The organism is uncultured Methanobrevibacter sp. (genome assembly GCF_937898925.1).
In the GTDB taxonomy this organism is placed as follows: domain Archaea; phylum Methanobacteriota; class Methanobacteria; order Methanobacteriales; family Methanobacteriaceae; genus Methanobrevibacter.
In genome coordinates, this window is the sequence record NZ_CALDKF010000105.1 from 1 (window position 1) to 25,113 (window position 25,113).

29 protein-coding genes, 7 tRNA genes and 1 pseudogene are annotated in these 25,113 nt (G+C 33.9%); 29 read left to right on the forward strand and 8 right to left on the reverse strand.

Features of this window, described 5'->3' with window-relative positions; translation table 11 throughout:
- Positions 1-211: 211 nt before the first annotated feature.
- A pseudogene (locus Q0409_RS10400) lies at positions 212-319 on the reverse strand (cytidine deaminase); the annotation flags it as partial.
- 116 nt (positions 320-435) lie between these two features.
- A complete protein-coding gene (locus Q0409_RS08220; RefSeq protein WP_298536939.1) occupies positions 436-813 on the reverse strand; it encodes a hypothetical protein in 378 nt (125 codons plus the stop codon).
- 654 nt (positions 814-1,467) lie between these two features.
- On the opposite strand from Q0409_RS08220, the gene Q0409_RS08225 reads away from it, so the two are divergent.
- From Q0409_RS08225 to Q0409_RS08265, 9 genes are all read left to right on the forward strand, one after another.
- Positions 1,468-1,540, forward strand: a tRNA-Asn gene (locus Q0409_RS08225).
- A 5-nt stretch (positions 1,541-1,545) separates the two neighbouring features.
- Positions 1,546-1,619, forward strand: a tRNA-Ile gene (locus tag Q0409_RS08230).
- 35 nt (positions 1,620-1,654) lie between these two features.
- Positions 1,655-1,729 (forward strand) — tRNA-Glu (locus Q0409_RS08235).
- Positions 1,730-1,777: 48 nt separating this feature from the next.
- Positions 1,778-1,860: transfer RNA gene (locus Q0409_RS08240), tRNA-Leu, on the forward strand.
- Positions 1,861-1,905: 45 nt separating this feature from the next.
- Positions 1,906-1,981: transfer RNA gene (locus Q0409_RS08245), tRNA-His, on the forward strand.
- Positions 1,982-2,167: 186 nt separating this feature from the next.
- Positions 2,168-2,575: a Holliday junction resolvase Hjc gene (hjc, locus tag Q0409_RS08250; RefSeq protein ID WP_298536942.1), complete on the forward strand. Its 408-nt coding sequence runs from the start codon at positions 2,168-2,170 to the stop codon at positions 2,573-2,575.
- A 141-nt stretch (positions 2,576-2,716) separates the two neighbouring features.
- Positions 2,717-2,788 (forward strand) — tRNA-Cys (locus Q0409_RS08255).
- 38 nt (positions 2,789-2,826) lie between these two features.
- Positions 2,827-2,974, forward strand: a tRNA-Trp gene (locus Q0409_RS08260).
- Positions 2,975-3,194: 220 nt separating this feature from the next.
- Entirely contained in the window at positions 3,195-3,803 is a 609-nt protein-coding gene (locus tag Q0409_RS08265) for an MBL fold metallo-hydrolase (protein WP_298537197.1), read from the forward strand.
- Positions 3,804-3,896: 93 nt separating this feature from the next.
- Here the strand turns inward: Q0409_RS08265 and Q0409_RS08270 are convergent, their stop codons facing one another.
- Together Q0409_RS08270 and Q0409_RS08275 are read right to left on the reverse strand one after the other, a co-directional pair.
- On the reverse strand, positions 3,897-4,571 hold the full coding sequence (locus Q0409_RS08270; protein ID WP_298536945.1) for a TrkA family potassium uptake protein: 675 nt from the start codon (positions 4,569-4,571) through the stop codon (positions 3,897-3,899).
- A gap of 243 nt (positions 4,572-4,814) precedes the next feature.
- A complete protein-coding gene (locus Q0409_RS08275) occupies positions 4,815-6,293 on the reverse strand; it encodes a TrkH family potassium uptake protein (RefSeq protein ID WP_298536948.1) in 1,479 nt (492 codons plus the stop codon).
- A gap of 248 nt (positions 6,294-6,541) precedes the next feature.
- On the opposite strand from Q0409_RS08275, the gene Q0409_RS08280 reads away from it, so the two are divergent.
- Positions 6,542-7,756, forward strand: a complete 1,215-nt coding sequence (locus tag Q0409_RS08280) for a UPF0104 family protein (RefSeq protein ID WP_298536951.1) — start codon at positions 6,542-6,544, stop codon at positions 7,754-7,756.
- A gap of 144 nt (positions 7,757-7,900) precedes the next feature.
- On the opposite strand, the gene Q0409_RS08285 is transcribed toward Q0409_RS08280, so the two are convergent.
- Positions 7,901-8,290 carry a hypothetical protein gene (locus tag Q0409_RS08285; protein ID WP_298536954.1) on the reverse strand — a complete coding sequence of 130 codons (390 nt, stop codon included), beginning with the start codon at positions 8,288-8,290 and terminating at the stop codon, positions 7,901-7,903.
- Positions 8,291-8,546: 256 nt separating this feature from the next.
- Here Q0409_RS08285 and fhcD point away from each other — a divergent pair, with 256 nt between their 5' ends.
- Entirely contained in the window at positions 8,547-9,440 is an 894-nt protein-coding gene (gene fhcD, locus Q0409_RS08290) for a formylmethanofuran--tetrahydromethanopterin N-formyltransferase (RefSeq protein ID WP_295608497.1), read from the forward strand.
- Between the two features lie 172 nt (positions 9,441-9,612).
- Positions 9,613-10,185 (forward strand): transglutaminase family protein, encoded by a 573-nt coding sequence (locus Q0409_RS08295; RefSeq protein WP_298536957.1) that lies wholly within the window; start codon positions 9,613-9,615, stop codon positions 10,183-10,185.
- 32 nt (positions 10,186-10,217) lie between these two features.
- On the opposite strand, the gene Q0409_RS08300 is transcribed toward Q0409_RS08295, so the two are convergent.
- Positions 10,218-10,652 (reverse strand): 3H domain-containing protein, encoded by a 435-nt coding sequence (locus Q0409_RS08300; RefSeq protein WP_366940110.1) that lies wholly within the window; start codon positions 10,650-10,652, stop codon positions 10,218-10,220.
- Positions 10,653-10,718: 66 nt separating this feature from the next.
- Positions 10,719-11,351 carry an NAD-binding protein gene (locus Q0409_RS08305; RefSeq protein WP_366940105.1) on the reverse strand — a complete coding sequence of 211 codons (633 nt, stop codon included), beginning with the start codon at positions 11,349-11,351 and terminating at the stop codon, positions 10,719-10,721.
- Between the two features lie 193 nt (positions 11,352-11,544).
- Here Q0409_RS08305 and Q0409_RS08310 point away from each other — a divergent pair, with 193 nt between their 5' ends.
- A complete protein-coding gene (locus Q0409_RS08310; RefSeq protein WP_298536962.1) occupies positions 11,545-13,116 on the forward strand; it encodes an NAD(P)H-hydrate dehydratase in 1,572 nt (523 codons plus the stop codon).
- 107 nt (positions 13,117-13,223) lie between these two features.
- On the forward strand, positions 13,224-13,931 hold the full coding sequence (gene sfsA, locus Q0409_RS08315; RefSeq protein ID WP_298536965.1) for a DNA/RNA nuclease SfsA: 708 nt from the start codon (positions 13,224-13,226) through the stop codon (positions 13,929-13,931).
- A 394-nt stretch (positions 13,932-14,325) separates the two neighbouring features.
- Here the strand turns inward: sfsA and Q0409_RS08320 are convergent, their stop codons facing one another.
- On the reverse strand, positions 14,326-15,501 hold the full coding sequence (locus Q0409_RS08320; RefSeq protein ID WP_296855665.1) for an argininosuccinate synthase: 1,176 nt from the start codon (positions 15,499-15,501) through the stop codon (positions 14,326-14,328).
- A 224-nt stretch (positions 15,502-15,725) separates the two neighbouring features.
- Between Q0409_RS08320 and Q0409_RS08325 the strand changes: the two genes are divergently transcribed.
- The 15 genes from Q0409_RS08325 (at position 15,726) to Q0409_RS08395 (ending at position 25,110) form a co-directional block, all read left to right on the forward strand.
- Positions 15,726-16,484: a succinylglutamate desuccinylase/aspartoacylase family protein gene (locus Q0409_RS08325; protein WP_298536968.1), complete on the forward strand. Its 759-nt coding sequence runs from the start codon at positions 15,726-15,728 to the stop codon at positions 16,482-16,484.
- 292 nt (positions 16,485-16,776) lie between these two features.
- Complete coding sequence (locus tag Q0409_RS08330; RefSeq protein WP_366940106.1) at positions 16,777-17,454, forward strand: metal-dependent hydrolase; 678 nt, start codon at positions 16,777-16,779, stop codon at positions 17,452-17,454.
- A gap of 369 nt (positions 17,455-17,823) precedes the next feature.
- On the forward strand, positions 17,824-18,138 hold the full coding sequence (locus Q0409_RS08335; protein ID WP_292786605.1) for a Na+/H+ antiporter subunit E: 315 nt from the start codon (positions 17,824-17,826) through the stop codon (positions 18,136-18,138).
- A 152-nt stretch (positions 18,139-18,290) separates the two neighbouring features.
- A complete protein-coding gene (locus Q0409_RS08340) occupies positions 18,291-18,518 on the forward strand; it encodes a monovalent cation/H+ antiporter complex subunit F (protein WP_366940107.1) in 228 nt (75 codons plus the stop codon).
- Positions 18,519-18,974, forward strand: a complete 456-nt coding sequence (locus tag Q0409_RS08345) for a cation:proton antiporter (RefSeq protein WP_298536976.1) — start codon at positions 18,519-18,521, stop codon at positions 18,972-18,974.
- Positions 18,958-19,200 (forward strand): DUF4040 domain-containing protein, encoded by a 243-nt coding sequence (locus Q0409_RS08350; protein WP_298537201.1) that lies wholly within the window; start codon positions 18,958-18,960, stop codon positions 19,198-19,200. Before Q0409_RS08345 ends, Q0409_RS08350 begins: the two co-directional genes overlap by 17 nt.
- Before the next feature lie 2 nt (positions 19,201-19,202).
- Entirely contained in the window at positions 19,203-19,568 is a 366-nt protein-coding gene (locus Q0409_RS08355; protein WP_298536979.1) for a cation:proton antiporter subunit C, read from the forward strand.
- Entirely contained in the window at positions 19,565-21,046 is a 1,482-nt protein-coding gene (gene ehbF / locus Q0409_RS08360; protein ID WP_298536982.1) for an energy conserving hydrogenase EhbF, read from the forward strand. The genes Q0409_RS08355 and ehbF overlap by 4 nt, the downstream gene beginning before the upstream one ends.
- Positions 21,046-21,381: an energy-converting hydrogenase B subunit G EhbG gene (locus tag Q0409_RS08365; RefSeq protein ID WP_298536985.1), complete on the forward strand. Its 336-nt coding sequence runs from the start codon at positions 21,046-21,048 to the stop codon at positions 21,379-21,381. The genes ehbF and Q0409_RS08365 overlap by 1 nt, the downstream gene beginning before the upstream one ends.
- A complete protein-coding gene (locus tag Q0409_RS08370) occupies positions 21,374-21,691 on the forward strand; it encodes an EhbH (RefSeq protein WP_298536988.1) in 318 nt (105 codons plus the stop codon). Before Q0409_RS08365 ends, Q0409_RS08370 begins: the two co-directional genes overlap by 8 nt.
- On the forward strand, positions 21,691-22,200 hold the full coding sequence (locus Q0409_RS08375; protein WP_298536991.1) for an MnhB domain-containing protein: 510 nt from the start codon (positions 21,691-21,693) through the stop codon (positions 22,198-22,200). The genes Q0409_RS08370 and Q0409_RS08375 overlap by 1 nt, the downstream gene beginning before the upstream one ends.
- A complete protein-coding gene (locus Q0409_RS08380) occupies positions 22,197-22,472 on the forward strand; it encodes an energy-converting hydrogenase B subunit J (RefSeq protein ID WP_298536994.1) in 276 nt (91 codons plus the stop codon). The genes Q0409_RS08375 and Q0409_RS08380 overlap by 4 nt, the downstream gene beginning before the upstream one ends.
- Positions 22,473-22,538: 66 nt before the next feature.
- Positions 22,539-23,987 carry a 4Fe-4S binding protein gene (locus Q0409_RS08385; protein WP_298536996.1) on the forward strand — a complete coding sequence of 483 codons (1,449 nt, stop codon included), beginning with the start codon at positions 22,539-22,541 and terminating at the stop codon, positions 23,985-23,987.
- Between the two features lie 13 nt (positions 23,988-24,000).
- On the forward strand, positions 24,001-24,663 hold the full coding sequence (locus tag Q0409_RS08390) for a 4Fe-4S binding protein (protein ID WP_298537202.1): 663 nt from the start codon (positions 24,001-24,003) through the stop codon (positions 24,661-24,663).
- A complete protein-coding gene (locus Q0409_RS08395; RefSeq protein ID WP_292786582.1) occupies positions 24,664-25,110 on the forward strand; it encodes an NADH-quinone oxidoreductase subunit B family protein in 447 nt (148 codons plus the stop codon).
- Positions 25,111-25,113 lie beyond the last annotated feature (3 nt).

Below are 25,113 nucleotides of genomic sequence, written 5' to 3' on the forward strand. Positions count from 1 at the left end.
CATCGTCAGCTTGATGAGCACACGGATATTTTCGACAGCATCGCCGACAGCAGCGGAAATCACTATTCCGCTGTGATGTATGAGGATGAGAAGAACTCGTTCAGCATCCGCATTTATTCGCAAAGCATTTTTCTTGTTGAGTGCCACTTTGGATTCCCAGTTGGTCACGCATGCAATATCCCTTGTCACGGCAACTCATGATGCCTGCAGGTGCGCCGTTGTATCCCGTTGTCAGGATACGCTTGTCCTTGACGATGACTGCGCCAACCTGCCTTCTCAGACATGTGGACCGTTTCGCAGTTAATTCCGCCATCTGCATGAAATATTCATTTTAAATCCTTTATTCCGTATTTTTAGGAAAGAGCATTTACTATAGTGTCAATATTATATTTCATCATTTTTATCACCTGTTAAACTTAATATAGAGGTATTTTTTTATAATTTAAACAGGTTCGACATTATAAGAAAAAATTTTTTTGCCCCAAAAATATATGCGGAGATGACCTCGTTCTTTTTGAATAGAAACAAAAGGAGGAGAAGCCATATTTTTTCTCCCTTAGAATTTTTTTCAAACATAAAAAAAAGGACAGCTTTCTTCAAAATAAGAAAAATCCCAACCACTATCAAAAGAACTAATAACGCCAAATAAACAGTTCCCACCAAAAAAATCGCAAAACTTCTTATAATATTACCAATAATTCCTGTTCCCAAAATACCTATAATTCCCAATAATATTATAATAACACCAACTATTTCATTATTATATTCAAACTTATTTTTATTTTTATCCTTCTTTTGTTTCTTTTTAGCCATCAAATATCACCTTACTATCTTAAATATCTAACTAAATTATATAATATCTCAAACCAATAGTCAACAAAAACAAGTTACTCCCCAATTAACAAGAGAGGATATCAATAGTACATTATAGTCTTGTATCACCAGCAATGATATACACTTTCTAATAAAGCTACACTCAAAAAATGAACCATCAAATTGATAACCCTCAAAAACTTCATCACCTATTAAAATTACTTCATAATAATTCTCTTTCAAATAATGTATAACAAAAATACAAACAAAATTTTCATCAAATTCAGTTATTAATACACTATGCTACCCCACTTAAAAACATCGCGCAACTATAACTCACCCATTATCTGCATTTTTTCATATCAGATAAATTTATTTTTCTTTTCATTGTCCCATTTTTTTGGGATTAAATTTTTTACAAAACTTTTTTCATCTTTATATTTTAAATTAGTTTTTAATTTTTCAGTATTCATTAATAATATTCCATATTTTATGTAAAATAAATTTATTTAAAATTTTGTAAAACGTGTGAATATGGTATTTTTTCAAATATTTTTTATAGAAACATTTATATACTATGTTAATCAACATAATATTACTGTATTATTCAGTATGTATTTTTTAAAACTATGATTTGCAAGCATGGGTTGTTTTGCCGTCGTAGCTCAGTAGGTAGAGCGTTCGGCTGTTAACCGATTGGTCACAGGTTCGAGCCCTGTCGACGGCGCTTTTGGGCCCATAGCTTAGCCAGGTAGAGCGCTCGGCTCATAACCGGGATGTCATGGGTTCGAATCCCATTGGGCCCATTGTATAATCTAGTTTTATTGCATTCGTATTTTTTGCTCCGATGGTGTAGTCCGGCCAATCATTTCGGCCTTTCGAGCCGAAGACTCGGGTTCGAATCCCGGTCGGAGCATTTTTTATATTTGAAAGATATTTGGGAATCTCCTTCCCTCTCTTTGTAGCGGGGGTGTCCGAGCGGCCAAAGGAGACAGGCTTAGGACCTGTTGACGCAGGTCTACCAGGGTTCGAATCCCTGCTCCCGCATATTCTTTAATTTTTTAGTTTTTATTCCTATTATGGTATTCATTTGCCGGGGTAGGGTAGGCGGTCATCCTACGGGACTGTGGATCCTGTGACTCGGGTTCAAATCTCGGCCCCGGCCCCATTTTTTAACTTTTTTTATTATTTCAACTCTTTTTAAACTACTTTTTCATTGACCATTTTAACTTTTTTAAGAAGTTTATTGTTCCAATTCATTTTTTTATTACTTTTCAAATGCTCTAACTGCTTTTATTTATATGTAAAGAAATAAACTAAATATAATTAGGTTACATTTAAAGTGGGTTTTAACATGGCTAAAAAAGGTTCAGCTGAAGAAAGAGATTTAGTTCACAAATTATGGGATAGAGGTTTTGCAGCTATGAGGGCTCCAGCATCTGGAGGCGCTACTAAAAAGCCATTGCCTGATGTTATAGCAGGAAACGGCAAGACATACTTAGCTATTGAAGTAAAGACAACTACTAAAGACAAGATTTACATTGATCATCCTCAAATAGATGCTTTGATAGAGTTTTCAGAGACTTTTGGTGCAGATCCTTATCTTGGTGTTAAATTCAAATACACAAAATGGTTCTTCCTATCACCTGATTTAATTGAAAAAACCAGAAATGGAAATTATAAGGTGGAGAAGAACTACTGTTTGGAAAAGGCATATGAGATTGATGAAATCTGTGGCTTTGACAAGCAAGTCAAATTCTAATATTCCTTACATTCTATTATCATTTTTCTATTTTTCTTTTTTCTATTTTTATAATTTCAAAAATTCTTATTTTATTTTTTATTTCATCAATAAGTTTATATATTATTAAAACATACTTTATAATACTGTATTATTATTTATGCCAAGATAGCTTAGAGGCGAAGCGGTTGGCTGCAGACCAATTACACGGGAGTTCAAATCTCTCTCTTGGCTTTAGGTTAACATATTTCATATGTTAATCTATTAAGTATGGGGTTATGGTGTAACCTGGCATCATCTGGGACTCCAGTTGTCTTTGAAGAAATATACGCGTAACTGAACAGTACTTGTTGTGATGATCAATTGGAGTACTGAGGCAAGAGAAATCCTAGGATCGGGGTTCAAATCCCTGTGACCCCATTTTTACTTAATTTTTACTATTTTTATTAGATTTTTCAATTTTCACATTTTTATAGCTTATTTTAGGTAAATTTTCATAATTTTCATTTTTTGCTTATTTTTTAGTCTATTTTAGGTAAGTTTATTTACTATTTCTTAAAGAATATTTAATAGATTTTAAATTAATTTTTTAAGTGATATTATGGAAAAAATCAATAATGTTTATTGTATTGAAGGTGTAATGGCTGATTCCAATTCATATTTGATTGACAATACCGATTCAGATACTGAATATGATTACATTTTAGTGGATGCTGGAACTGGTCAGAGCAATTCAAACCTATTTTCAAAAATCAAAGAGATAGGAATTGAGCCAGAGGATATAGAATTGATTGTAAACACTCATTGTCACTATGACCATGTTGGTGGAAATGACTTTTTCCCAAATGCAAAAATAGCTATTCATAAGATTGATGCAATTGCACTTAGGGATCCTGAAAGTGAATTGACAGTTTCCTCATTATTCGGTTCAATTGTCAGAAGGCATGATGTTGATATTGAACTTGAAGATGGAGATAAAATAGCTAATTTTGAAGTTATAAACACTCCAGGGCATACCAAAGGAGGAATATCATTATATGATGGCGAGATTCTTATCAGTGGCGATACCATTTTTTCAAATGGTGGAGTAGGCCGTATGGATATTGGTGGGGATCCTAATGACATGAAGGCATCATTAATGCGTTTAAAGGAGTTAGATGTTGAATATTTGCTTCCAGGTCATGGCCCTTGGGTGAAAAATGGAAATCAGCATGTTGAAATGTCTTGCATGATGATGGGAATAAGATAATTATTATTTTATTCCATTTTTTTTATTGCAGAATTAATTAGTTTCAATATATACGAATTAATATCTCATTCATAAAAAAAGGGGATTGGGGATTTAAAATCCGAATAATCCTCCAGCACCCATAAATTTCTTTTCAGCTTTTTCAAAAGCATTTCTTTTTACAAGAATGGAAATCTTGTCCCCGTTGCTTAATATGTCATCAGGTTGTGGAATTTCCAATTCGTGATTATCGTTATTTTTAGAGATGATAATGTAATCCTTTGTTGGAGAGAATTCAGAAACTTTCTTTCCAAATACCTTAGGGTTTTGAATAGTCATATCCAAAATCTCTGCATTACCTGCACCAAATGCCATTAAGTCTGCTACATTTGGTCTTGTAATTACTTTTTCGAGGAATCCTGCTGCAGTTCTTTCAGGACTTATAACCTTATCAATTCCCACTTTCTTAAATGCCTCTTCGTGGTCAGGGTTACTTACTCTAGCAATGATTTTTCCATCAGTGTATTCCTTTACAAGAATACAGGACAGTAAGTTTGATTCATCATTACCAGTAGTTGCTACAAAAACATCCGCCTCTTCAATATTCGCTTCTTCCAATGTTTTTGTATCGGTTCCACTACCGCAAATGACCATTGCATCCAATTCCTCTGAAGCTTGATCACATAAGTCATCATTGCTTTCAATAATTGTTACATCATAACCATGAATGATTAAACGGTCTGCAAGGGAAAGCCCTACACGACCTCCGCCCATAATCACAATATACATAACAAACACCTAAAAACTTTTTTTTCAATGAATAAAAATTACAATAATTTTCTTAAAAATCACTAATATTTATAATCATTAATTTTGTGGTAATTTTCAAAAATTTTTATGAAAATTAACATATTGTTTTAATATCTCAATTTATATTTATAAATCTTTCGTAATGTTAGTTTTTATCTATTAAAACAATAATAAAAGGAGTGTTTTTAAGGTAGATTCTAAAGGGTAAGGGATTGTGATTTTTTATTCACTAGAACCATTTTTCCTAATGTTTTTAATTCTTCTTGTTGGGTTTATTAATCCCGCGATTGTTCTAAATACCACTAGAACTGGTATGATTTCCAATCTTCCAATCCACATCAGGAAAATCAAGGTTAATTTTAAAGGGGTTGGCAATCCTCCAAAGACTATGCCTGTACTTAAACCGTTATTGCTTTGTATGGAGATAACGTCAAATAATGCTGTAAATGGGTCATAGCCATAGAGGGTCATAATGATCCATCCGCATACAAGGAATATCAGGAATGTCACGATATAAGCGGATGCCTCTTTAATCTCCCTTTCATTTATTTTCTTTCCACCAATTTTTGTGCTTACAACCCTTCCTTCAGGTGAAACCAGGTTTGTGATGGTTAAGTTCATTCCTTTAATCACAGTAATGACCCTAATAAGCTTTAAACCCCCTCCAGTGGATCCTGAAGAACCACCGATGAGCATTAAAACCATTAAAACAATAAGGGAAGCACTGCCCCATCTTGCAAGTTCATATGGTGGAACTACATTTGCACCGGTAGTTGTAATTGCAGAAACGATGGTGAACAATTCTTCTATGGGGACCCTTTTATTTGTTACTAAAATAAATGCGCTTGCAATGGCAATCAAGCAAATAAGCAATTGGAACTGAACATCCTTCAAAACAGATTTTCCTCTTGTTTTGACAATCTTATAATGGATGGAAAAGCTTGTTGCACCTAAAATCATTAAAGCCATAGTGATTATGTAAACCAAGCTGTTTTGATAGAATCCAACATTTGCATTTTTAATTGACATTCCTCCAGTGGAAATGCTGGTAAATGTAAGGTTTATTGCATCAAATATTGGAAGGCCTGCTAAAATAAAAAGAACTATTCCTGCAGCGGTATAGATTAAATAAATTTCCAAAGCCTTTCTTAAGGTATTTGCAATGTTCGGCTTGATCTTTTCCTCTCTTGCTTCTGATTTGTATAATCTTGATGCTGCAGTACCTGATCTGATTAGAACTCCGATAAATATAATTACGATTCCCAATCCGCCTATCCATTGTTCCAAACTTCTCAAGAATAAGATAGATTTAGGCAAGATTTCAACGTTTACAAAAAAAGTCATTCCACTACCTGTCCATGCAGACATGTTTTCAAAAAGTGCATCAACAAAATGGATATCTAATGAAAGAGCCATGATTGAAGCTCCAATGAGTGAAGCCCATAGCCATGCAAAGGATGATATCAACATTCCATGCTTTAGTCTAAGCTTGTTGTAATTTGAGAATTTTTTAGTGAAAGCGGTTCCCAAAAGGAATGAGATAAAGCAAGGAATTAAAAAAGCGCTAACTTTAATGTACTCTCCGTAGATTAATGCAACTAGTATAGGGGCTAATAAAACAACACCTAATCCTTGCATAATGTATCCTAAATAATGGAGTACAACCAACAAATCAGCTTTAGTGATATATTTCCTTTTCATACAAATATTGATTATACTTTTGTATATTTAAATATTATTATAGTTTAGTTTTTATATATTCAAACTAAACTGGGTTAAGATGGTTATTTTTCTTTATTTTGTTTTTATACTTACAAACTATACCAAGTTAAATATATAATTTTAAATAAAAGATTTATTAAATATTTTATTGTTAAGATTATTTTTATCATTTAATCTACAATTTTTTAAAATAGTTTTTGATAATTAAAGTAACAGTAGTTGATAAAATGAAAAACAAGAAAGTCTTGATATTCTTATTATTTGGTTTGGTGATAATGGCTGTTATGCTGTACTTCATTGGTATAGATGAGGTCATTGAAGCACTTAAACTATCTAATTTATGGCTTGTCTTATTAGCTATTGTTATACAGATCTTTACTTATTTTTTATACACATGGAGATGGAATATCATCAACAAGACAGCTAATATGGATTTGGGAATAAAAAAATCACTCCCTATGGTTTTAGTTAGCTTGGCTGTAAACAACATCACTCCAAGCGGTCGTGGTGGTGGAGAACCTGTAAGGGCTTATCTTTTAGCAAAAGAGGGGCATTTTAAATTTGAAGACACTTTTGCTACTGTTATTGCAGATAGGGCTTTAGACACATTTCCATTTGTCATACTCGCTATCTTAACAATTATAGGAATAATCTTAACTTTTTCATTGGATATTAAATTGATTGCTTTTTTAGTGATTTGTGTCACTCTAATCACTGCAGCAGTTATTCTATTGATTTATGTTTGCATCAATGAGGCTTTTGGAGTAAAGCTCACTTCATGGATCATTAAAATCGTTCGCAGATTATATAAGAAATTCAATGAAGGTACTGAGCAAAGAATTATTGAGGCAGTTAAAGTCTTCCAAGCTAGAATGAATGCATTGCTTAGAGATAGAACCATCTTATATCATGCTCTCCCATTATCCTTTGTCATTTGGATTTTTGAAATATTGAGGGTTTATGTAGTCTTTTTAGCGTTTGGTGCCAATGTCAGTCCAATCATCATTGGTGAAGTCTTTATTTTAGCATCATTTGTAGGTATGATACCACTTCTTCCTGGTGGTCTCGGTGCAGTAGATGGTATAATGATTCTCTTCTATGCAACCGCAGGTATTACCGCTTCCATAAGTGCAGCGGCAACTGTTGTTGAAAGACTGATTTCATTTTGGATGACAACATTTGTAGGATTGATATTCCTTACAATGTTTGGAACAAGTGTTTTAGATAAGGCATTTGCACTTGCCGGGTCTCGAAACGATGATAAGGAAGATACGAAAGCCATCGAAGAATCATTTAAAGAAGAATCAATCGAGGATAGTGATTCTAATGAAGAAAAAGCACCTCTTGAAGTCTTAGAGGATGAAAAGTTAGAGGAAGAAGCGGTTCTTGAAGTTTTGGATGATGAAGAAAAAGAAGTTTTAGAAGAAAAAGTTCAAAACTAAAAATCAATCAAATAATATAATCAATTAAAAAAAATAAGTTTAAGAGCTAAAAAAATAGCTCTTTTTTTAATAATTTTTCTTTTTTAAATAATTTTTTGAACTATTCAATAGTTCTATTTTTTAAAATAAAATCTTTTTTTTAATTTAATTTGGAATCACAGTAACATTTCCAATATAAGTGCATCCTTTATACTTATCATCGCCGGCAAATGTGAAATTGCCATAGTAGTTATCTTTACCTGCATCTTCCAGGTATTGTGCATTTTCTATAAAGAATTCACCGTTTTCATCCGTTTGCGTAGTCACTAATGTTCCCATTTGATATCCTGGCTTGTGATATGTAATTGTTTTATTAGGCACAGACATTCCATAGGCATCAATCAATGCTCCCTTGAATGCCCCTCCTTCTTGAACTTCAGTATTATTGATTATCATAAAAGTGGATACATCATTATTGAACTGGAACCAGAATACGCCAATGCATATTGCAAAAGCAATTAGCAGAATTAAAAAATAATAGCTTTCTCTTTCCATTTAGACACCTTAATTTTAGTTTTAACATTATAATTTAATTATACTCACATTATAATCATTATTATATTGGAAAATATTTTAAATAAAGTTTACTTTTTATCTAAGAATGTTTACAATCAAATAGGAAACTTTATTTTAATGAATTAATATATAATTAATTATTAGTATAAATTAGATAACTTTAATTTTTTTAAATTAATCTCGAGATTTTAATTTATTCTAATTTTCGATATTTAAATATTTAAATGGTGAAAAAATGGAAATTAACGGTGTAGAAATTAAAGATACTTACGCAGAAGGTTTCGGAATTAAAGTAACTAGAATTTTAGTAACTGCAGCAACTCCAAGACTTGCAAAAATCGCAGCAACTGAAGCAACTGGTTACGGAACTTCTGTAATCGGATGTCCTGCTGAAGCAGGTATTGACTGTTTTGTACCAGCTGAATGCACTCCTGACGGAAGACCTGGTTACGCAATCATGATTTGTCAAGGTGGTAAAAAAGCACTCGACCACGAATTAATGGAAAGAATCGGTATGTGTGTATTAACCGCTCCTACTGCAGCTGCATTCAACTTACTTGAATCTGAAGAAACCTTAAAAACCGGTAACAAACTCAAATTCTTCGGTGACGGTTTCGAAAAAGAATGCTGCATTGACGGCAGAAAAGTACACTCCATTCCAATCATGTCTGGTGACTTCTTAGTGGAATCCGAATTCGGTTACAAAGATGGTGTAGCTGGAGGAAACTTCTTCATTTTAGCTAAAGATGTAATGGCTGGAGTAAAAGCAGCACAATTAGCTGTAAAAGCAATTTCCCATGTACCAGGTACTATTACTCCATTCCCTGGTGGTATGGTTGCTTCCGGTTCTAAAGTAGGATCCAACAAATATTCCAAATTCTTAAACGCATCCACTAACGAAAAAATGTGTGTAACCTTAAAAGACCAAGTAGACTCTGACATCAGACCAGATGCAGACGGTGTATTTGAAATCGTTATTGATGGTGTAGATGAAGAATCTGTTAAAGCAGCTATGAAAGCTGGTATTATGGCAGCTTGTACTGTTGATGGTGTACTTGAAATTAGTGCAGGTAACTTCGATGGTAAGTTAGGTGCTTACATCATGAAATTACACGAATTATTCGAATAATTCTGTAATTCATTAAAATTTAATATAATTAGTACATTAGCTTAAGATGGTGTATTAATATTTTGAGATAATTTTATTATCTCGCTCTTTTTCTTTTTTTATTATTATCTATTTATCTATTTTTTAACAAATTTTGAAATTGATTACAATTATTGAGTAGGAGAATGGACTGATGAAGGAATATTTGCTGGAGACAAAAAGCATTGATTATATGAATCCGCATATTCAAGAAAAGGTTCAGGAATTAAAAGATCAATCATGTGATGATGCAGATTATATTAAAAGAGCTTTTATCTTTGTCAGAGATGAAATTCCACACTCTTGGGATATACAAACAGATATAGTTTCAAGGACAGCCAGTGATGCATTAATAAATAAGACCGGGATATGCTGGATGAAATCATGTCTTCTTGCAGCACTTCTTAGAGCAAATGGAATTCCATCAGGAATCAGTTATCAACTCCTTACAATAGCTGAGGATGATAGTTTAGGCCATATTGTTCATGCCTTGAATGCGGTCTATATTGAAGATTCAAATAAGTGGATTAGGCTTGATGCTCGTGGAAATGTCGGAAATGATGGTGATGAGTTTAGTTTAGAAAAAGATCATTTGGCTTTCTCACCTAGAAGCGAATTTGGAGAAATCGATTATAATGACAACAATCCTGATTTGGATGAAAGACTAGTTAATAAACTTGAAGAAACTGAAAATCTAATGGAAATGAAAATAGATTTTGAGTTTTAATTCATTGAGATTATAAAAAAGGAGTTAAGAGTTTACTCTTTAAATTGTTTAGTAAACTCATTTATTTCATCAAAGCTTAAATTAACCCCTAAAACAATTCCCTCATTTTCAAGCTCTTTAATAGCCATATTTAAAAAGAATTGGTCAGGTCCGGATACCCAATGGGAATGAACCTCATTTACAGTGCTGTAGATAGTCTCCAATGATTCTCGGACATTTTTGTCAGAATTTATTCTTTCAACAAAATTATCCTCTTCACTTTTGTCCAAAACGCCAATTGTTCTTGAAACAGGAGTTCTGATTCCATGGAAATGGTATTCGATATTTTCGAGATGGCAATCGTATTTTCTAAGGATTTCCAATTCATTTCCAATAAAATCGACTCCATGCCTTTCAGTTATGTGGACTAAATTAGGTTGTACCGCTGCGAAGTAAATGTCAGTTCCACCACTTGATTCAGGAGAAATAACCTTATTTGCTCCAGCATGTTTTAATCTGTTAATGCTTTCCTTTTTGCTTGCTCTTGAAACTATCTAGGCATCCTTATACAATTCCCTTGTTGTAAGGACGATAAACAGATTATCAACATCACTTCCAGTTGTAACTATCACCCCTAAGGATTTGTCAATATTAAGTTTTTTAAGGGTCTTGTCTTCAGTGGCATTTCCATTAAGCAAAACCACATTTTCATTTTCTTCCATATCCTCTAATTTCTCTTCATTTTTTTCAATAATAATTACTTTCTGGTTTCTTTTCATTAATTCTTCATAAACTGCGACACCCACTCTTCCAAATCCACATAATATATAGTGATTTTGCATGTCTGCTAATTTCCTTTCCATAATTCTTCCACTCCTCATATCTTGAAGGTTTTGTGTAATTGAACTAATGATAAATGTAAAAATATATGCTAGAATCCCTACTCCTGAGAGAGCTAATGTTACAGAAAAGATTTTTTGCAATGGAGTTATAGGAATGATGTCTCCATATCCCACTGTAGCAAGGGTTATTATAGTATAATATATTGAATCGTTTAGGTTCAACCCCATAATATAAATGGATCCTAATATTCCATATAATAGTATAATAACAATAATGAGCACTGCATAAAGTCCTGTCCTGTCTTTTGTAGAATAATTATATATGATTTTTATGCCCTTCATCATTACTCCTCATTTCAGGTTCCGTTTTTAATTTCTTAAGAAAGTTCTAAATTTTTAATTTTCAGCATTGGTTAATATTTTTCAATTATTGTCCTTATATTTAATTATTAGATTGATTATATAATATAATGTTTATGTAATTTTTATATGCTTGTGAATCTATAAAAATTTTATTTAAATTGATTAAGGTGAAACAATGGATCCAATTGACATGATGACAACAGATTATAATTGTGAGTATTTAGGGCTTTCTCGCTTGTGCTTGATGGAGAATGCAGGAAAATCAATATCTGATGAGGTAGCTACCCTTTCAACTTTCAAGTTTTCAAAGCCGGTTAAGATCATAATATTTACAGGTTCTGGCGGAAACGGCGGAGACGGTTTTGTAGCAGCAAGACATTTGTTGAATAGGGGCTTTGAAGTGGAAGTCTACTGCTTGAATGCTCTAGAAGAGATTAAGTCTGATGATGCACTCACAAACCTTGAAATTCTCATGAATATGGAGCCAAGAGTTTCACGATTATCTGTTGATTTCATTAGGGATTCTACTGATTTGGACAATCTTGATTTTGACTCAAACAGTGAATATATTGTTCTTGATTGTCTTCTTGGAACTGGAATTAAAGGTAAACTTAGAACAAAGGTTAGAAAAACCGTTGAACTAATTAATGAAATAAATGGCTTGACAGTGGCTATTGATGTTCCTTCAGGTTTGGATCCATTGACTGGAGAAATATCAGACATTGCTGTTGAAGCGGATTATACTGTAAGCTTCCATAAAATAAAGACTGGAGTCAAATTGGCTGGTGAGGAAAAGACAGGGGGAGTAATCACCTGTGATATTGGAATTCCTATTGAAGCTGAATTATTTGTTGAAGGTGGAGACTTGCTCAGATTAAAGAACCGGTCTAAAGACTCCCACAAAGGCAATAACGGCAAGGTTTTGATTGTTGGAGGAAGCAAGGATTATTATGGCGCACCTGCAATTTCAGCTAAGGCCGCTATTGCAACAGGTGCAGATTTGACTTATATTTGCACTCCTCAAAACGCTGCTCTTGCCATAAAGGCAATATCTGAAGACTTTATTGTAAAAGAGGCAAAAGGTGATTGCCTGTCTTTGGATGATTTAGATGACATTTTGGAACTTGCCTCAAAAGTTGATGCAGTGTTATTAGGTCCAGGTTCAAGTCAAAATGAGGAAACAGGCAAGCTATTCAATGTATTGGCAATGAAGATTGACAAGCCATTGGTATTGGATGCAGATGCATTGAAATTAGTTGATTTAAGTCTTGTTTCCAAAAAGGAGGACTTGATTGTCACACCTCATTTGTCTGAATTCAAGTCATTCTTTAAAAATGTTTCAAAAGAGGATTTGAATAATCTTGAGAAATTTGTCAAATTGGAAGACAATGAGAATCTTGACTTTAGAAAAGTCAACGATAAAATCGATGCCATTCATAAGATTACAAAAAGTATTGATGGTTCCGTTATATTGAAAGGAAAATATGATTTCATATTTAATGGAAAGAGAATGAAAATCAACAGAACTGGAAATCCTGGAATGACTGTTGGTGGAACTGGAGATGCATTGGCAGGAATTGCCTTAAGCTTACTCTCTCAAGGATTAAGCAGTTTTGATGCAGCGCTTCTTGCTCCATATCTTAATGGAAAAGCTGGAGATTTGGCTTATGAAGCTCAAGGATATGGTTTCGGAGCTCAAGACTTGACACAGTATTTGGGAGCAGTGATGAGTGGTTTAATTGAATAATTAAATCAGATATTTATTTTATCTTGTGATTTTTAATAAGGGATTATTCATTTTTATTTTTAATTTTTTATTTTTATATTATTTTTATATTTTAATTAAGTGATTAAATGACTGATTTAGTAAAGGCTATTTTTAGGAATAGGGCGAATAGATTCATCGCGGAAGTGGAAATTGATGGAGAAATGGTCAGGGCTCACTTGCCTAATACAGGCAGATGCAAGGAGCTATTGATTGATGGCGTGACTGTTTATCTTAAGCCAAGCGATAATCCAAACAGAAAGACAAAGTATTCTCTTCATTTGATTGAAAACAATGGTGCACTTGTTGCCATGTATTCTCAACAGGCTAGCAAGATTGTCATCGATGCCATCTTGAATGGTAAAGTCAGGGAATTGTCAGGATATGATATTGTTGAATCTGAAAAGACTATCGGCAATTCAAGAATTGACATCTATTTGGCCAATTTGGATGATGAAAATAATCCGGTTGATGAGGCCTATGTTGAAGTAAAATCAGTTACATTAATTAAGGATGGAATTGCACAGTTTCCCGATGCCCCTACTGAAAGAGGCAGTAAACACTTGGAAGAGCTTATTTCACTTAAAAAAGAAGGAATCAGGGCAGTCGTATTTTTTTTAATCGAGCATCCTAATGGGAACAGCTTTAGGCCTAATTGGGAAAATGATCCTAAGTTCTCTCATACTTTGAATAAGGCATATGATGAAGGGGTGGAAATTATTGTTTATAAGACAAAAAACACTTTAGAGAATATAGAATTGATTGGAAATTCACTAAAATTTAATTTAGATAAATAAGTGATTTTGATAAATTTTATAATGTAAAAATAGTTAATTTTGCTTGGAATTTAAAAATAACAAAAAATAGTTTAAAGAAAAGCGAGAATAATATGCAAAGGTTTAATTTTTAAAAAAAACATATGTAAAGGGGGTGATATGTAATTGAGTACATATTATTCTCGGATTATTATTTATTTTTTCATATTTATATAGTTTTTGCATATTATAACTAATTTTTAATTTTTTCAATTAAGTGCTTGAAAGATTCAAAAAATAGATTATTAACTTGGTTTATTAAATTTTTCTTAAATTTAAAAAAGAAGGATTTTATTTTGTTTTAAATAGAGATTATTGATTAAATGAGTTTAGTCTTAAAAAAAATGTAAAAAAAGAATTTAAATAGATAAATAAATTACCTATTTAATTTTTGATAGTTAGCAGCTTGGAGACCGTGGTACTTGATCATACCTTCGATTTCTCTTTGGTCGGTTTCCTTGTCTTCAAAGGTGATTTGTTCAATGCTGTGTAAGCTGAAAGGTGATTTTCTGCTTAATGGCTGAATGGAACCTTTGAATAATTTCATTACAACTTCACCGCTAACTCTTCTTTGCATATGGTCGAAAGCTTGGTCGAGGTCTTCTCTTAAGGGCTCTTGCCATAATGCTTCGTAAACTAAATCAGCATATAATGTGCTCATGTAATCTGCAAATCTTAATTCATCTACAGTCAATACCAATTGCTCTAAAGCTCTGTGAGCAGCAATCAATAATTTAGCACCTGGAACTTCGTAGGTTTCTCTACTTTTAAGACCAATCATTCTGTTTTCGATGATGTCTACTCTACCTACACCGTTTTCACCAGCAATTTCATTTGCCTTGTTGATTAAGTCTACAAGTCCCATCATTTCTCCGTTGATAGCTACTGGAACACCTTCCTCAAATTCAATGCTTACTTTTGTAGGGGTGTCTTTAGCGTCTTCAGCAGATTTGGTCCATTCATAGATTTCTTCAGGTGGCTCATTTGCAGGGTCTTCAAGCACATCCCCTTCAATAGCTCTTCCCCAAAGGTTTTCATCAATACTGTAGATTTTATCATAGGATAAGTTAAGGCCGTGCTCTTTTGCATAAGCCACTTCTTCAGTTCTTGTTAAGTTCATTTCTCTGATTGGAGCAATGATTTTAAAGTCAGACATTGATCTGATGATAGCTTCAAATCTGAATTGGTCATTTCCTTTACCGGTACATCCGTGTGCAATTGCAGTTGCACCTTCTTTTTCAGCAATTTCAATGATTTTCATTGCAATTAAAGGTCTTGCAAGTGCAGTGCTTAATGGGTATCCTTCATATTCTGCATTTGCCTTGATTCCTCTTGCAATGTATTCATTAGCAAATTCATCTTTTGCATCAATGATATAGTGTTTGCCGGTATTGATTTTGTCTGCAGAATTTTGGGATTTTTGCAATTCTTCTGCAGGTTGACCAACATCAACACATGCAGTCACTACTTCATAATTATATTCTTCTTCCAATAATTTAACACATACAGTGGTGTCTAATCCTCCACTGAATGCAAGAACGACTTTTTCCATATTATCACTTTTTTATTTAGTAAATTAAATTAAATTTATTTTTAAATTTCATAATTGATATGTAATTCATTATAATTTAAGTTTAAATTATACTTTAACTTTTGTTTTTTATAATATATAGTTTTTAAGTTTAAATAAAATAAAAAATAAATAATTTATTGATTTAGAATACTTATTTTTAAAGATAAAATTAATTGTAAATTCTTTTTTAAAAAGGCGATTTGATGAATGATTTAAATAGAAACGATTTGGAATTGGAGATTATTTCTTCTGAAAGCGGAGGATTCATATCCGCTAACAGAAACATATTCAACAACATTGATTTGTCAGACAATTCAAAATTTATTTTAAATCAAGCCATTAAGGGAACTCCTATGCTTAAGATTGGGGATGGGCCTACTAAAGTCATGCTTGTTGCAGGAGTTCATGGAAATGAACTGGCTCCACAGATTGCTGCTTTGAACTTAATAGATCATATTTATGATTTGAATTTAAATGGAAAGCTTAATGGTACTGTTTATGCCATACCATTTGCATCTCCAAAGAGCACTATGGAAAATTCAAGGTATCTTGATGGTATGGATTTGAATAGGTCTGCTCATTTGCCTCATACCGTTACAAATATCATTCTAAAAAAGGCTAAGGATCTTGAAGTTTCTGCTATAGGTGATTTCCATTCATCTGCACCTAATTCCAATCCTGGAAAAGAGGGAATCTTTTGCACAAAAGTCCCTTGCTCCAAAAGCTATTTCATAGCTGAGCATATTTCCGAAAAGGTGGGTTCTGAAAAGATATTATATCCAAGTGCAGGTGTTCCATTTAAAGGGGCTCTTGAAGATGAAGCGAATTTGATTCAGATTCCTGCAATAACCTGTGAGGTTTTATCCGCTATTGGATATTCAAATGAGAAAATCTGCAAAAGGTCTTACTTGCAGATGAAGGCATTTTTAGAATACTTTGGAATAATTGACTATTTTATTTGAATTCTAATTTTCACAGATTCTCTATTTTAATATATCTAATCTAATTTTCACAGATTCTCTATTTTAATATATCTAATCTAATTTTCACATATCTACTTTTTTTTTTCAATGGTAAACTATTTCTATAATTATTACTTCTCAAATGCTCTCATTTAGTTTATATTAGCTTAAAATCAAATATTCAATAAACATACTTGCATGGAGTGTTATAGAGTATGTTAATTAAATAGGATGTGTTAGTATTTCCTCTTATAAAGGCCATACGATATTTGCATTTATTCTTTCTCTATTCATGTTTTATGATCCTTTGGCTATTGCATTAGCGGTAATCTCAGCAAATATTCCCGACTTTGACCATGAGTTCAAAAGAAACCATGTCATCACAATCATAGCTCTTGGAGCATTGGTTTTATGTTTTTTGTATTTTCTGGGATTGCCTTATTATTTGGGCCTTGTGATCATTTTGCTTGGAGGCATATTTCTGGTTTCAAGCCATAGAGGATTTACCCATTCTATTTTAGGTGCATTTCTCATCACTGTTTTCCTATCACTGTTTCTCTTTTTTGGAATGGGATTGTCTTCCTATGATTTGGACTTCAACAATTCAAGAAACCTTATGATTTTATTGATATTGATAATTGCATTGGCATTGCTGTTTCTTAATAAAAGACTGTCTCCTGTATTTCTAGTGGCTATTGCCGTTTTGGTGGTGGCAGTAAATATGGGATTCATTCCTCCATTGAAGATCAATTTGACATTGCTTGCATTTTCAATATTTTTCGGTTTATGCAGTCATATTGTATTGGACTCTTTCACCCCTTCTGGGGTGAAGGCATTCAGCCCATTTAAAGATAAGGAATACCACAAGAAATTAGGTGTTTTATTGTTTTTGATTTTAATGGGAATGTTTATTTCATTGTTTCCTAACAAGCTATTGTTTTACCTTAATTTTTTAGGTGTTTTTCATTGATTTTTTTAAAAAATCCCCCATCAAGTTTCACTTATTTTTTAATATTTTTTTTATACTTAGTATTACTATTTCTGTTTAGCAGTAAATTTTCATGAAAATTATAAAAAGATTTATAATAAATAATCATGATAAATAATAGTATTTATAATATAATAAAAAAATTAATTTTTTTACTATCATTATATATAATTTATATGGTGCTTTTATTGCATATTTTTCTGCGCAGGATTTTGTCATAAAAGTGTCATGAATATTTATGATAATTTATCATGATTTGTTATGATTTGTTAAAAAATTTTAACTAATTTCGACAAATTTTTGACTTATTGTAAATATTATTATAATTTAAAACATTATGGGGTTATTTTAATGTTTTTAAGTAGAATTTATTATGCGATTGCTTATTTAGTGGTTCTTATTTTAGAGATTATCAAATCTACAATAGATATGGCTTTAAGAGTCTTCAAAACTGATGGATTTGAGCCTATTGTGATTGATATTGATACTGAACTTAAAAGACCAATATCCCAAACAATTTTGGCCAACAGCATTACCTTGACTCCGGGAACATTGTCTGTAGACTTGGATAGTGAAAATCAAGTCATAAAGGTTGCAGTTATTGCTCCAAGAGACGTTAAGGACATCATTCCTTTTGAACCTTATATCAAGGGAATGCTAGAATAATTTCTAAAAATCATTTTTATAATTAATTCTAATTTCTAAAATGATAAAATTGATAATAAGCGATTTAATTTTCAACTTATGTTTATTGTGTAAATTTATAATCATAGAATGTGATGATAATGGATATTTTATTGATTTCTGAGTGTTTTTTAATGGTTGCATTGATTGTATTTCTAATTGCAACATTGAGGATTATTACATATAAATCTATCTCTATGGGACTTATAGGTACTTCTTCATTCACTTTAGCACTTACTTTGCTACTTATAACAGTCGGTACAATATTTAATATCGGATTTTTCAAGGATATTGCTCTAGCATTGCTTCTATTAGGCATTGTTGGAACAATAGCTTATGCAGCAGTTATGAGGAGGGCATAAATGATGTTTGGAATTGATCCTGGTATAATCAATATGATTCAATCAATCTTGCTTGTCATTTCTGCACTTTTGATATTGATTGCAGTAGTAGGTGTTTTAAGAATTGATAGAAACTTAGATAATGTAGTCTACGCTAGAATTCATATTTTAGGTATTGTTGATATTGCAGGAATAATTGCATTCCTTGCTTTAGGCCAACCTTTATTTGCCCTTATTTATTTATTCCTAGCGCCATTATTGGCTCATGCATTAGCTAATGCTTATTTCCATAGTGAAGATACTCTTAATAATCCAGTACTCAATCCAAATCTTGAAGAAGCTTCAAAAGAGGAAGATTATGAAGATGAAAGTGATTTGATTAATGAAGTGATTCTTGAAGATAATTTGGATATGAGTGATGATTCAAGTATTGATGAGAATTTAGATGAAAAAAGTGAGGATGATGGCAATGATTGAATATATAGTGATTTTTGTTGCAGTTGTAAGCGCTATTATCGCACTTTTACAAAATGACTTGCTTAAGGCAGCTATTTTAACTGGCATTTCTGGATTCTGTGTAGCGTTCTTATTCCAGATTTTGCTTGCTCCTGATGTAGCTTTAACCCAAGCTATTGTGGAAGGGGCTATTGTGCCGGTATTTATCGCATTGGCTGTTTTAAAAACCAAAGGTGAGGAGGCATAGTTATGATGGATATTCAATTGGCTTCTTTATTCGCTTCTGGTGCATTTATAATTATTGGACTATTTGCAGCAATCTTCATCGATAATCTAATCAAAAAGATTATTGGTATTGCTTTCATTGAGGAAGGTGTAAACCTATTCCTAATCTGCTTAGGATTTAAAGCAGGCGGAGTCGTGCCTATCTTCTTGCCAGGCATGACTGCAGACTGGTTTGCAGCAAATGCAGCATATCCTTTGCCTCAAGCATTAGTTCTTACAAGTATTGTAATTGGTGCAAGTACTTTAGCAGTGATGTTGGCTTTAGCTATGGTTTTATACAGAAAGCATGGAACCTTAAGCGTATCTGAAATGATGGGGGATGAAAAATGAATTACCTGATTCCTTTAATGGTTGTCATTCCAATATTAGCTGCTTTAATCGTTAACATATTTGGTGGAAAGGACAAAACTGTAAAAGCCATTTCAATTGTAGTGGCTATTGCAATTCCTGTAATTGCAATCATTGCAGCTGTCGGCATCCAATACTTCGGAGGTCACGACCCAGCGCTTCTTGCAAGTTCACTTCCATCAAACTTGATGGGCACTCTTGTAGCAAGCTACAATACAGGTATTGTTTATGTCTTTGAAAATATTGAAAGGATATTCATATTCCTAATGGGCATCGTTGCATTCTTGGCAGTATTGACATACTTCGCTGAGAAAAAGGAAGTGTCTGGCCCTTACTTATACCTTATCTTTATGGGTATAGCATCTGTAACTGCATTGATGCTTTCAAATGATATTTTCAATATGTATGTTTTCTTCGAAATTACAGCTTTAACCCAAGTGGGTATCATTATAGCTTCAAGCACTGAAGATAATTATGAAATCGCTTTGAAATACCTTATTTTAGGTGCAATAGGCGGACCAATTCTATTGTTAGGTATTGGATTCATTCTTGGAACAATAGGTTCAGTGAACATCAACGATATTGTCTTTGCAATAAGCAACAACTATGTAAACCCTTATGCTCCAAGTTTAGTTATCGGTTTTGCCTTGATATTGTTTGGATGGCTATATTCAGCAGGATTGCCTCCATTCCACACTATAAAATCAGCTGTTTACTCAAAAGCAAGACCTAACGGGTCTGCAATATTGCAAGGATTTTCAGTTTTGTGCATGCTTGCATTTGGAATTGCAATGTATAAGATATTCGCATATGTCCCTTACTTCAACACAGCAATAATCGTATTTGCTATTCTTGCAATGGCTTTAAGCATTGCAATGTCTGCAATGGAGGTAGACTTTAGAAGAATGATAGCATTCCTGGCAGTAGGGGAACTTGGTTTCATTGCATTAGGTTTCGGTATAGGAACACAATATTCAATTGCAGCGGCATTGTTCCAGGCAGCAAATGAAATTGTCATAACTGCATTGTTATTTATCGGATTCGGTACCGTGTACTACCTTACAAAAACATCCGATACAAGAAAGTTAGGTGGATTGATTGCAGTTGATTCAAAAATGGCAATAATGGTCTTGCTTGGAGGATTCGCTTTAGCAGGTGTTCCGCCATTCAACGGTTTCCAAAGTAAATTGATGCTTGTGCAAGCTGCATTGGATGCAGGATACACTGAACTTGCAATTCTTGCAATCATTGTAAGCGTAGTGATATTCTTCACATTCGTTAAGGCCTTCCATACAGTATACTTGCAGCCTAAGCCAAAGGACTTGAAGTTTGCTCATGAGAAGATTCCAAAGGCTACTGTATTCTCTGTAGCTGTATTGCTTATAATCTGTTTGGCTTTAGGTATTTTCCCAAATATAGTGACTGATGTATTCATTCCATTTGCAGGAGGATTGATCTAATGGCTTTATATCAAAAATTCCTAGATTCAATAAAAGGACTTAAGTCAAGTTTGTCAAAAGACCCTACAACTATGGACAATGTTTCAGGAGCAATAGCTGCTGAATTCCTGATATTCGTCTCATTGATTCTTGCAGCATTAGTCCTAAGGCATGTCAGCGTAGTCGCTTCAATTGTTGTAGTGCTTTTAGTTGCAGTTTTATTCTTTACAAATATGCCTCTTGCAGGAAAGATAAAATCCGAGCAATCAGATTCCTTGGAAAAAATGACATTCTATGTTGTCATAGTTCTTGGAATTTTAGTTGCAGTAATTTATTGGGGGTTAAGATATGTCTGATAAAATTACTAGTCTCAGATCTTTAATCATGGCATTGGCAGCAATCATTTTTGCATCTACATTATTCGATGCAATATATGGATTCAAGAGCTTGATTCAACCTGGAATAAGTTTGGTTTACAATGCCATTGGAACACAGCTTGCTCCAAACATGGTCACACTGGTCGTATTCGATTGGAGAGCTTTTGATACTTTAGGAGAATCACTGATTCTTGTTACTGCAGTGCTTGTTGTATTGCTTGTATTCGGTAAAGGAAAGATTTTAGACAAGAACATAAATTCTGATATTAATGAAGGAGATGATGAATGATGGCTGAAGGAAAAAAATCTCCAAATTGGAATAAGGATGACAGCAGCCCTATATTGAAGATCATGACTCTTCCAATAGCTATTGTGATTATCGCTTTAGGTATCATGACCATTTTGGGAGGACACATCACTCCTGGTGGTGGTTTCCAAGGTGGAGCTATGATTGCAGGGGCAATCATATTATGTGTCATTGTTTATGGTGTAGACGGCACTCCATTGAAATTATCTCATAGGTTCATTTCCACTTTAGAGTCAATCGGTGCATTGGCTTATGTATTGATTGGTTTGGCAGGACTTGCATTAACTGGCTCATACCTTTACAATGTAGGTGGAAACCTTTATGGACAAGTGCCTCAAGCTATTGCAGCATTATTCTCATATCCGGATTTGACCCATGCAGGAATCGTTCCTTACTTGAACATTGCAGTTGGACTCAAGGTTCTTGTAGGATTAAGCGCAGTGGTAATTGCATTTTCACAATTTAAGAAATTAGCGGAGGAAGAGGAATGAGTATCGCTAATATTGTAATCGGACCGCTTATCATTGCAATCATATTCGGATTTGTTGTAGGTTCAAGGGTTCACTTGAATCTTGACAATAGCTTTAAGTTTACAGCAAGTGGAATTATAGCCCTTATAATTGGCGCTCTCTTAATGTCTTATGGATTAGGACAATTCCCTGTTTATAATGATGTGCCAATTGCAACCACCTTTTTGGGAGCAGTCATTGGCGTATTGATAGGCAGTGCATTACTAGGAGGACGAGCGAAAGGAGATCATTAGATTTTGGGATTATTCCAATTTTTCAATTGGAAATAATGGTCTTACTTATTATTAAGGAGAAGAATCATGTATTTAACAACTAATAAGTGTGATGGACAAGGAGATTGTATAAGAAATTGTCCAAGTGAAGCAATACGCTTTGTTGATAATAAGGCTTTTAGCTGTATGTGTTGTGGTGCTTGTTTCGAAGCTTGTCCAAATCATGCTATATTCAAGAACAAATACGGAGGATATGTGGTAGATAGGGCAAAATGTAATGGTTGTGGTGTTTGTGAATTCACTTGCCCTATAGAAAGCATTCATCTTGATGATGGAATAGTTAAAGGTATCTGTTCACGTTGTGGTGTTTGTGAAGATGTCTGTACTAAAAAGGCAAGAGTGGATACCGATAACCTTGTTCTAGACAAGCAGAAAGTCTTGCTCAATTCATTGAAAATGGTTGCAAACACAGTGGGATTCGGTGCAGGAGTCAAGAAGATTGAGAGCATGAAGCTTCCTGTAAAATCCGACAAGACCGCTGACAGGGTTTGCATCAGCACCGATAGCGAGAAATGTGTGAAATGTGGAAGATGTGCTTACTACTGTCCTACCAGATCAATTGAAGTCATTATACAGGATGAAGGATACTGTGTAGGATGCAAGGTATGTGAAGATGTCTGTCCTACCGGTGCATTGAAAGATGGCGAGTACGATAAGAGCATTTGTACCTTGTGCTTGGCCTGTGTTGAAAACTGTATCAATGATGCATTATGTGTTGATGACTTTAAGATAAAAAGAAGCATTAAGGACGACACCTTGTATTCAAATGCTGAAGGAAGCATTGTAAGTTGCCTTAATTGCGGATTATGTAAAGAGACATTTGACAGTCCAGCACTCATAAGGGATGAAAATGCATTGAGATATGACCCTTCACTTGATGAGGATACTGAAGAGAATAAGGCTAAACGTCTTGAAGCGATTTACAACTGTCCAGTTTCATCATTAACAGAAAGCGAAGACAATAAACTCTTTGGATACTGTGTATCTTGTGGAAAATGTGTAAATGAATGTAAGGAAGAGGCAAGAAGCTTCCAAGTAATCTCTTGGGATGGAGAAGTCAGTGATGACTGCATTTCATGCGGTATATGTGCTGAACTTTGTCCAGAAGATGCTATAACCCTTCAAAGAGGGGCAATCAATGTTGACTTGGATAAATGTATCATGTGTGAAACTTGTGCAATTCACTGTCCTAAGGATGCAATTCCAAAAACAACAAGCGTCAAGTATGAAATCTCTGGAGGATTCAATTACATTGACGATAACTTGTGTGTAAAATGCGGATTATGCAAGGACATTTGTCCAGAGGAAGCTATTTATACAGTTGAAATTTCAAGCGATGAAGTCAATCTCGGAACAAAGAACAAGAATCTTAAATTCGTTGTCGATGACGATAAATGTATTTACTGTGGAGCATGTATGAATATCTGCCCATCTAAGTCATTTATTTTCGAAAGAGAGTTTGAAAGGGTGAATTAGGAGTTTGGTAATTATGAAAGATGTATTGAAGATTATGCTTAATGGAGCTTACACTAATTTCAAAAGAATTCTCTTTGCTGCAGACAGAGTGACTGACATGGAACTCCGTAATGCCATCTTGACAGGAACAGTTGAGCCTGACAAGAAGGTGGATGAGGAAGCATGTATCGGCTGTGGAGGTTGTGCAAATGTATGTCCAACCGGTGCAGTTACAATGAAACCTCTGCAAAACCCTGTAAAGCTTAAGGAAGGATGGGTGAAAACCGAAGTTCCGGAACTTGATCCTTTAAAATGTGTAGTTTGCTATTGGTGTCACGATTTCTGTCCAATCTATTCATTCTTTGAAGAGGCAGGAACCATTCACCCCGGTAATGTCGGTGAGATCAATCTTGACACAAGCGAATTGTTAGAGGAACCTATCAAGATATCCCATGACAAGATTGCATTCATTGCACAATACTTGTCCGACAGGTCATTACTCTCTGAAAATATTGTTCAAGAGGATGAGAAAATTGAAAATGTCGGTGTAGCTCTTGATAAGGTATCCAAGATAAAGGACATTCAAGATAACATTAATGAAAAGTATGAGAAAGATGTTCAACGAAGCGCTGAATTGAATGAAGAGGTTTCAGATGCTAAAATTGATAAAGTTTCTGAAGATGAGGGAGGTGAATAGATGAGTCTTAAAACACTTTCAAGGTCAAAAGCAATCCATATTATGCTTGTTTATACTGGTGGATGCAATGGCTGTGATATTGAAATTGTAAATGCAGTTTTATCTCCTAAATTTGATATAGAGCAATATGGTGTCTTTTTAACATGGAACCCTCGTGAAGCGGACATTCTTGTTGTAACAGGACCAGTCACTCATGACAATAGAAAGCCATTGGAGGATATCTATAATGCCATTCCAAATCCAAAGCTTGTTGTTGCAGCAGGCGCTTGTGCGGTGATGGGTGGTGTCTATAAGAATTGTTACGGAGACATTCCTTCAGAGGAAATCGAAGGGCCTGTTGAAAATGTGATTCCTGTTGATGCTAAGATTCCAGGATGTGCTGTAAGGCCTCAAGATGTATTGGCAGGAGTAGTTGCATCTTTACCGCATTTATTGAATGCGGACTAATAG

Bases quoted from the DNA above. Each gene is read 5' to 3' on its own strand.
- Q0409_RS08365 (WP_298536985.1), top strand. From the start codon at position 21,046: ATGGCTTTATATCAAAAATTCCTAGATTCAATAAAAGGACTTAAGTCA.
- Q0409_RS08275 (WP_298536948.1), bottom strand. From the start codon at position 6,293: ATGAAAAGGAAATATATCACTAAAGCTGATTTGTTGGTTGTACTCCAT.
- Q0409_RS08350 (WP_298537201.1), top strand. From the start codon at position 18,958: ATGATGGCAATGATTGAATATATAGTGATTTTTGTTGCAGTTGTAAGC.
- Q0409_RS08380 (WP_298536994.1), top strand. From the start codon at position 22,197: ATGAGTATCGCTAATATTGTAATCGGACCGCTTATCATTGCAATCATA.
- Q0409_RS08385 (WP_298536996.1), top strand. From the start codon at position 22,539: ATGTATTTAACAACTAATAAGTGTGATGGACAAGGAGATTGTATAAGA.
- sfsA (WP_298536965.1), top strand. From the start codon at position 13,224: ATGACTGATTTAGTAAAGGCTATTTTTAGGAATAGGGCGAATAGATTC.
- Q0409_RS08340 (WP_366940107.1), top strand. From the start codon at position 18,291: ATGGTTGCATTGATTGTATTTCTAATTGCAACATTGAGGATTATTACA.
- Q0409_RS08375 (WP_298536991.1), top strand. From the start codon at position 21,691: ATGGCTGAAGGAAAAAAATCTCCAAATTGGAATAAGGATGACAGCAGC.
- Q0409_RS08220 (WP_298536939.1), bottom strand. From the start codon at position 813: ATGGCTAAAAAGAAACAAAAGAAGGATAAAAATAAAAATAAGTTTGAA.
- fhcD (WP_295608497.1), top strand. From the start codon at position 8,547: ATGGAAATTAACGGTGTAGAAATTAAAGATACTTACGCAGAAGGTTTC.
- Q0409_RS08335 (WP_292786605.1), top strand. From the start codon at position 17,824: ATGTTTTTAAGTAGAATTTATTATGCGATTGCTTATTTAGTGGTTCTT.
- Q0409_RS08395 (WP_292786582.1), top strand. From the start codon at position 24,664: ATGAGTCTTAAAACACTTTCAAGGTCAAAAGCAATCCATATTATGCTT.
- Q0409_RS08370 (WP_298536988.1), top strand. From the start codon at position 21,374: ATGTCTGATAAAATTACTAGTCTCAGATCTTTAATCATGGCATTGGCA.
- hjc (WP_298536942.1), top strand. From the start codon at position 2,168: ATGGCTAAAAAAGGTTCAGCTGAAGAAAGAGATTTAGTTCACAAATTA.
- Q0409_RS08305 (WP_366940105.1), bottom strand. From the start codon at position 11,351: ATGATGAAGGGCATAAAAATCATATATAATTATTCTACAAAAGACAGG.
- Q0409_RS08330 (WP_366940106.1), top strand. From the start codon at position 16,777: ATGTTTTATGATCCTTTGGCTATTGCATTAGCGGTAATCTCAGCAAAT.
- ehbF (WP_298536982.1), top strand. From the start codon at position 19,565: ATGAATTACCTGATTCCTTTAATGGTTGTCATTCCAATATTAGCTGCT.
- Q0409_RS08310 (WP_298536962.1), top strand. From the start codon at position 11,545: ATGGATCCAATTGACATGATGACAACAGATTATAATTGTGAGTATTTA.
- Q0409_RS08390 (WP_298537202.1), top strand. From the start codon at position 24,001: ATGAAAGATGTATTGAAGATTATGCTTAATGGAGCTTACACTAATTTC.
- Q0409_RS08320 (WP_296855665.1), bottom strand. From the start codon at position 15,501: ATGGAAAAAGTCGTTCTTGCATTCAGTGGAGGATTAGACACCACTGTA.
- Q0409_RS08280 (WP_298536951.1), top strand. From the start codon at position 6,542: ATGAAAAACAAGAAAGTCTTGATATTCTTATTATTTGGTTTGGTGATA.
- Q0409_RS08355 (WP_298536979.1), top strand. From the start codon at position 19,203: ATGATGGATATTCAATTGGCTTCTTTATTCGCTTCTGGTGCATTTATA.
- Q0409_RS08325 (WP_298536968.1), top strand. From the start codon at position 15,726: ATGAATGATTTAAATAGAAACGATTTGGAATTGGAGATTATTTCTTCT.
- Q0409_RS08270 (WP_298536945.1), bottom strand. From the start codon at position 4,571: ATGTATATTGTGATTATGGGCGGAGGTCGTGTAGGGCTTTCCCTTGCA.
- Q0409_RS08295 (WP_298536957.1), top strand. From the start codon at position 9,613: ATGAAGGAATATTTGCTGGAGACAAAAAGCATTGATTATATGAATCCG.
- Q0409_RS08285 (WP_298536954.1), bottom strand. From the start codon at position 8,290: ATGGAAAGAGAAAGCTATTATTTTTTAATTCTGCTAATTGCTTTTGCA.
- Q0409_RS08345 (WP_298536976.1), top strand. From the start codon at position 18,519: ATGATGTTTGGAATTGATCCTGGTATAATCAATATGATTCAATCAATC.
- Q0409_RS08265 (WP_298537197.1), top strand. From the start codon at position 3,195: ATGGCTGATTCCAATTCATATTTGATTGACAATACCGATTCAGATACT.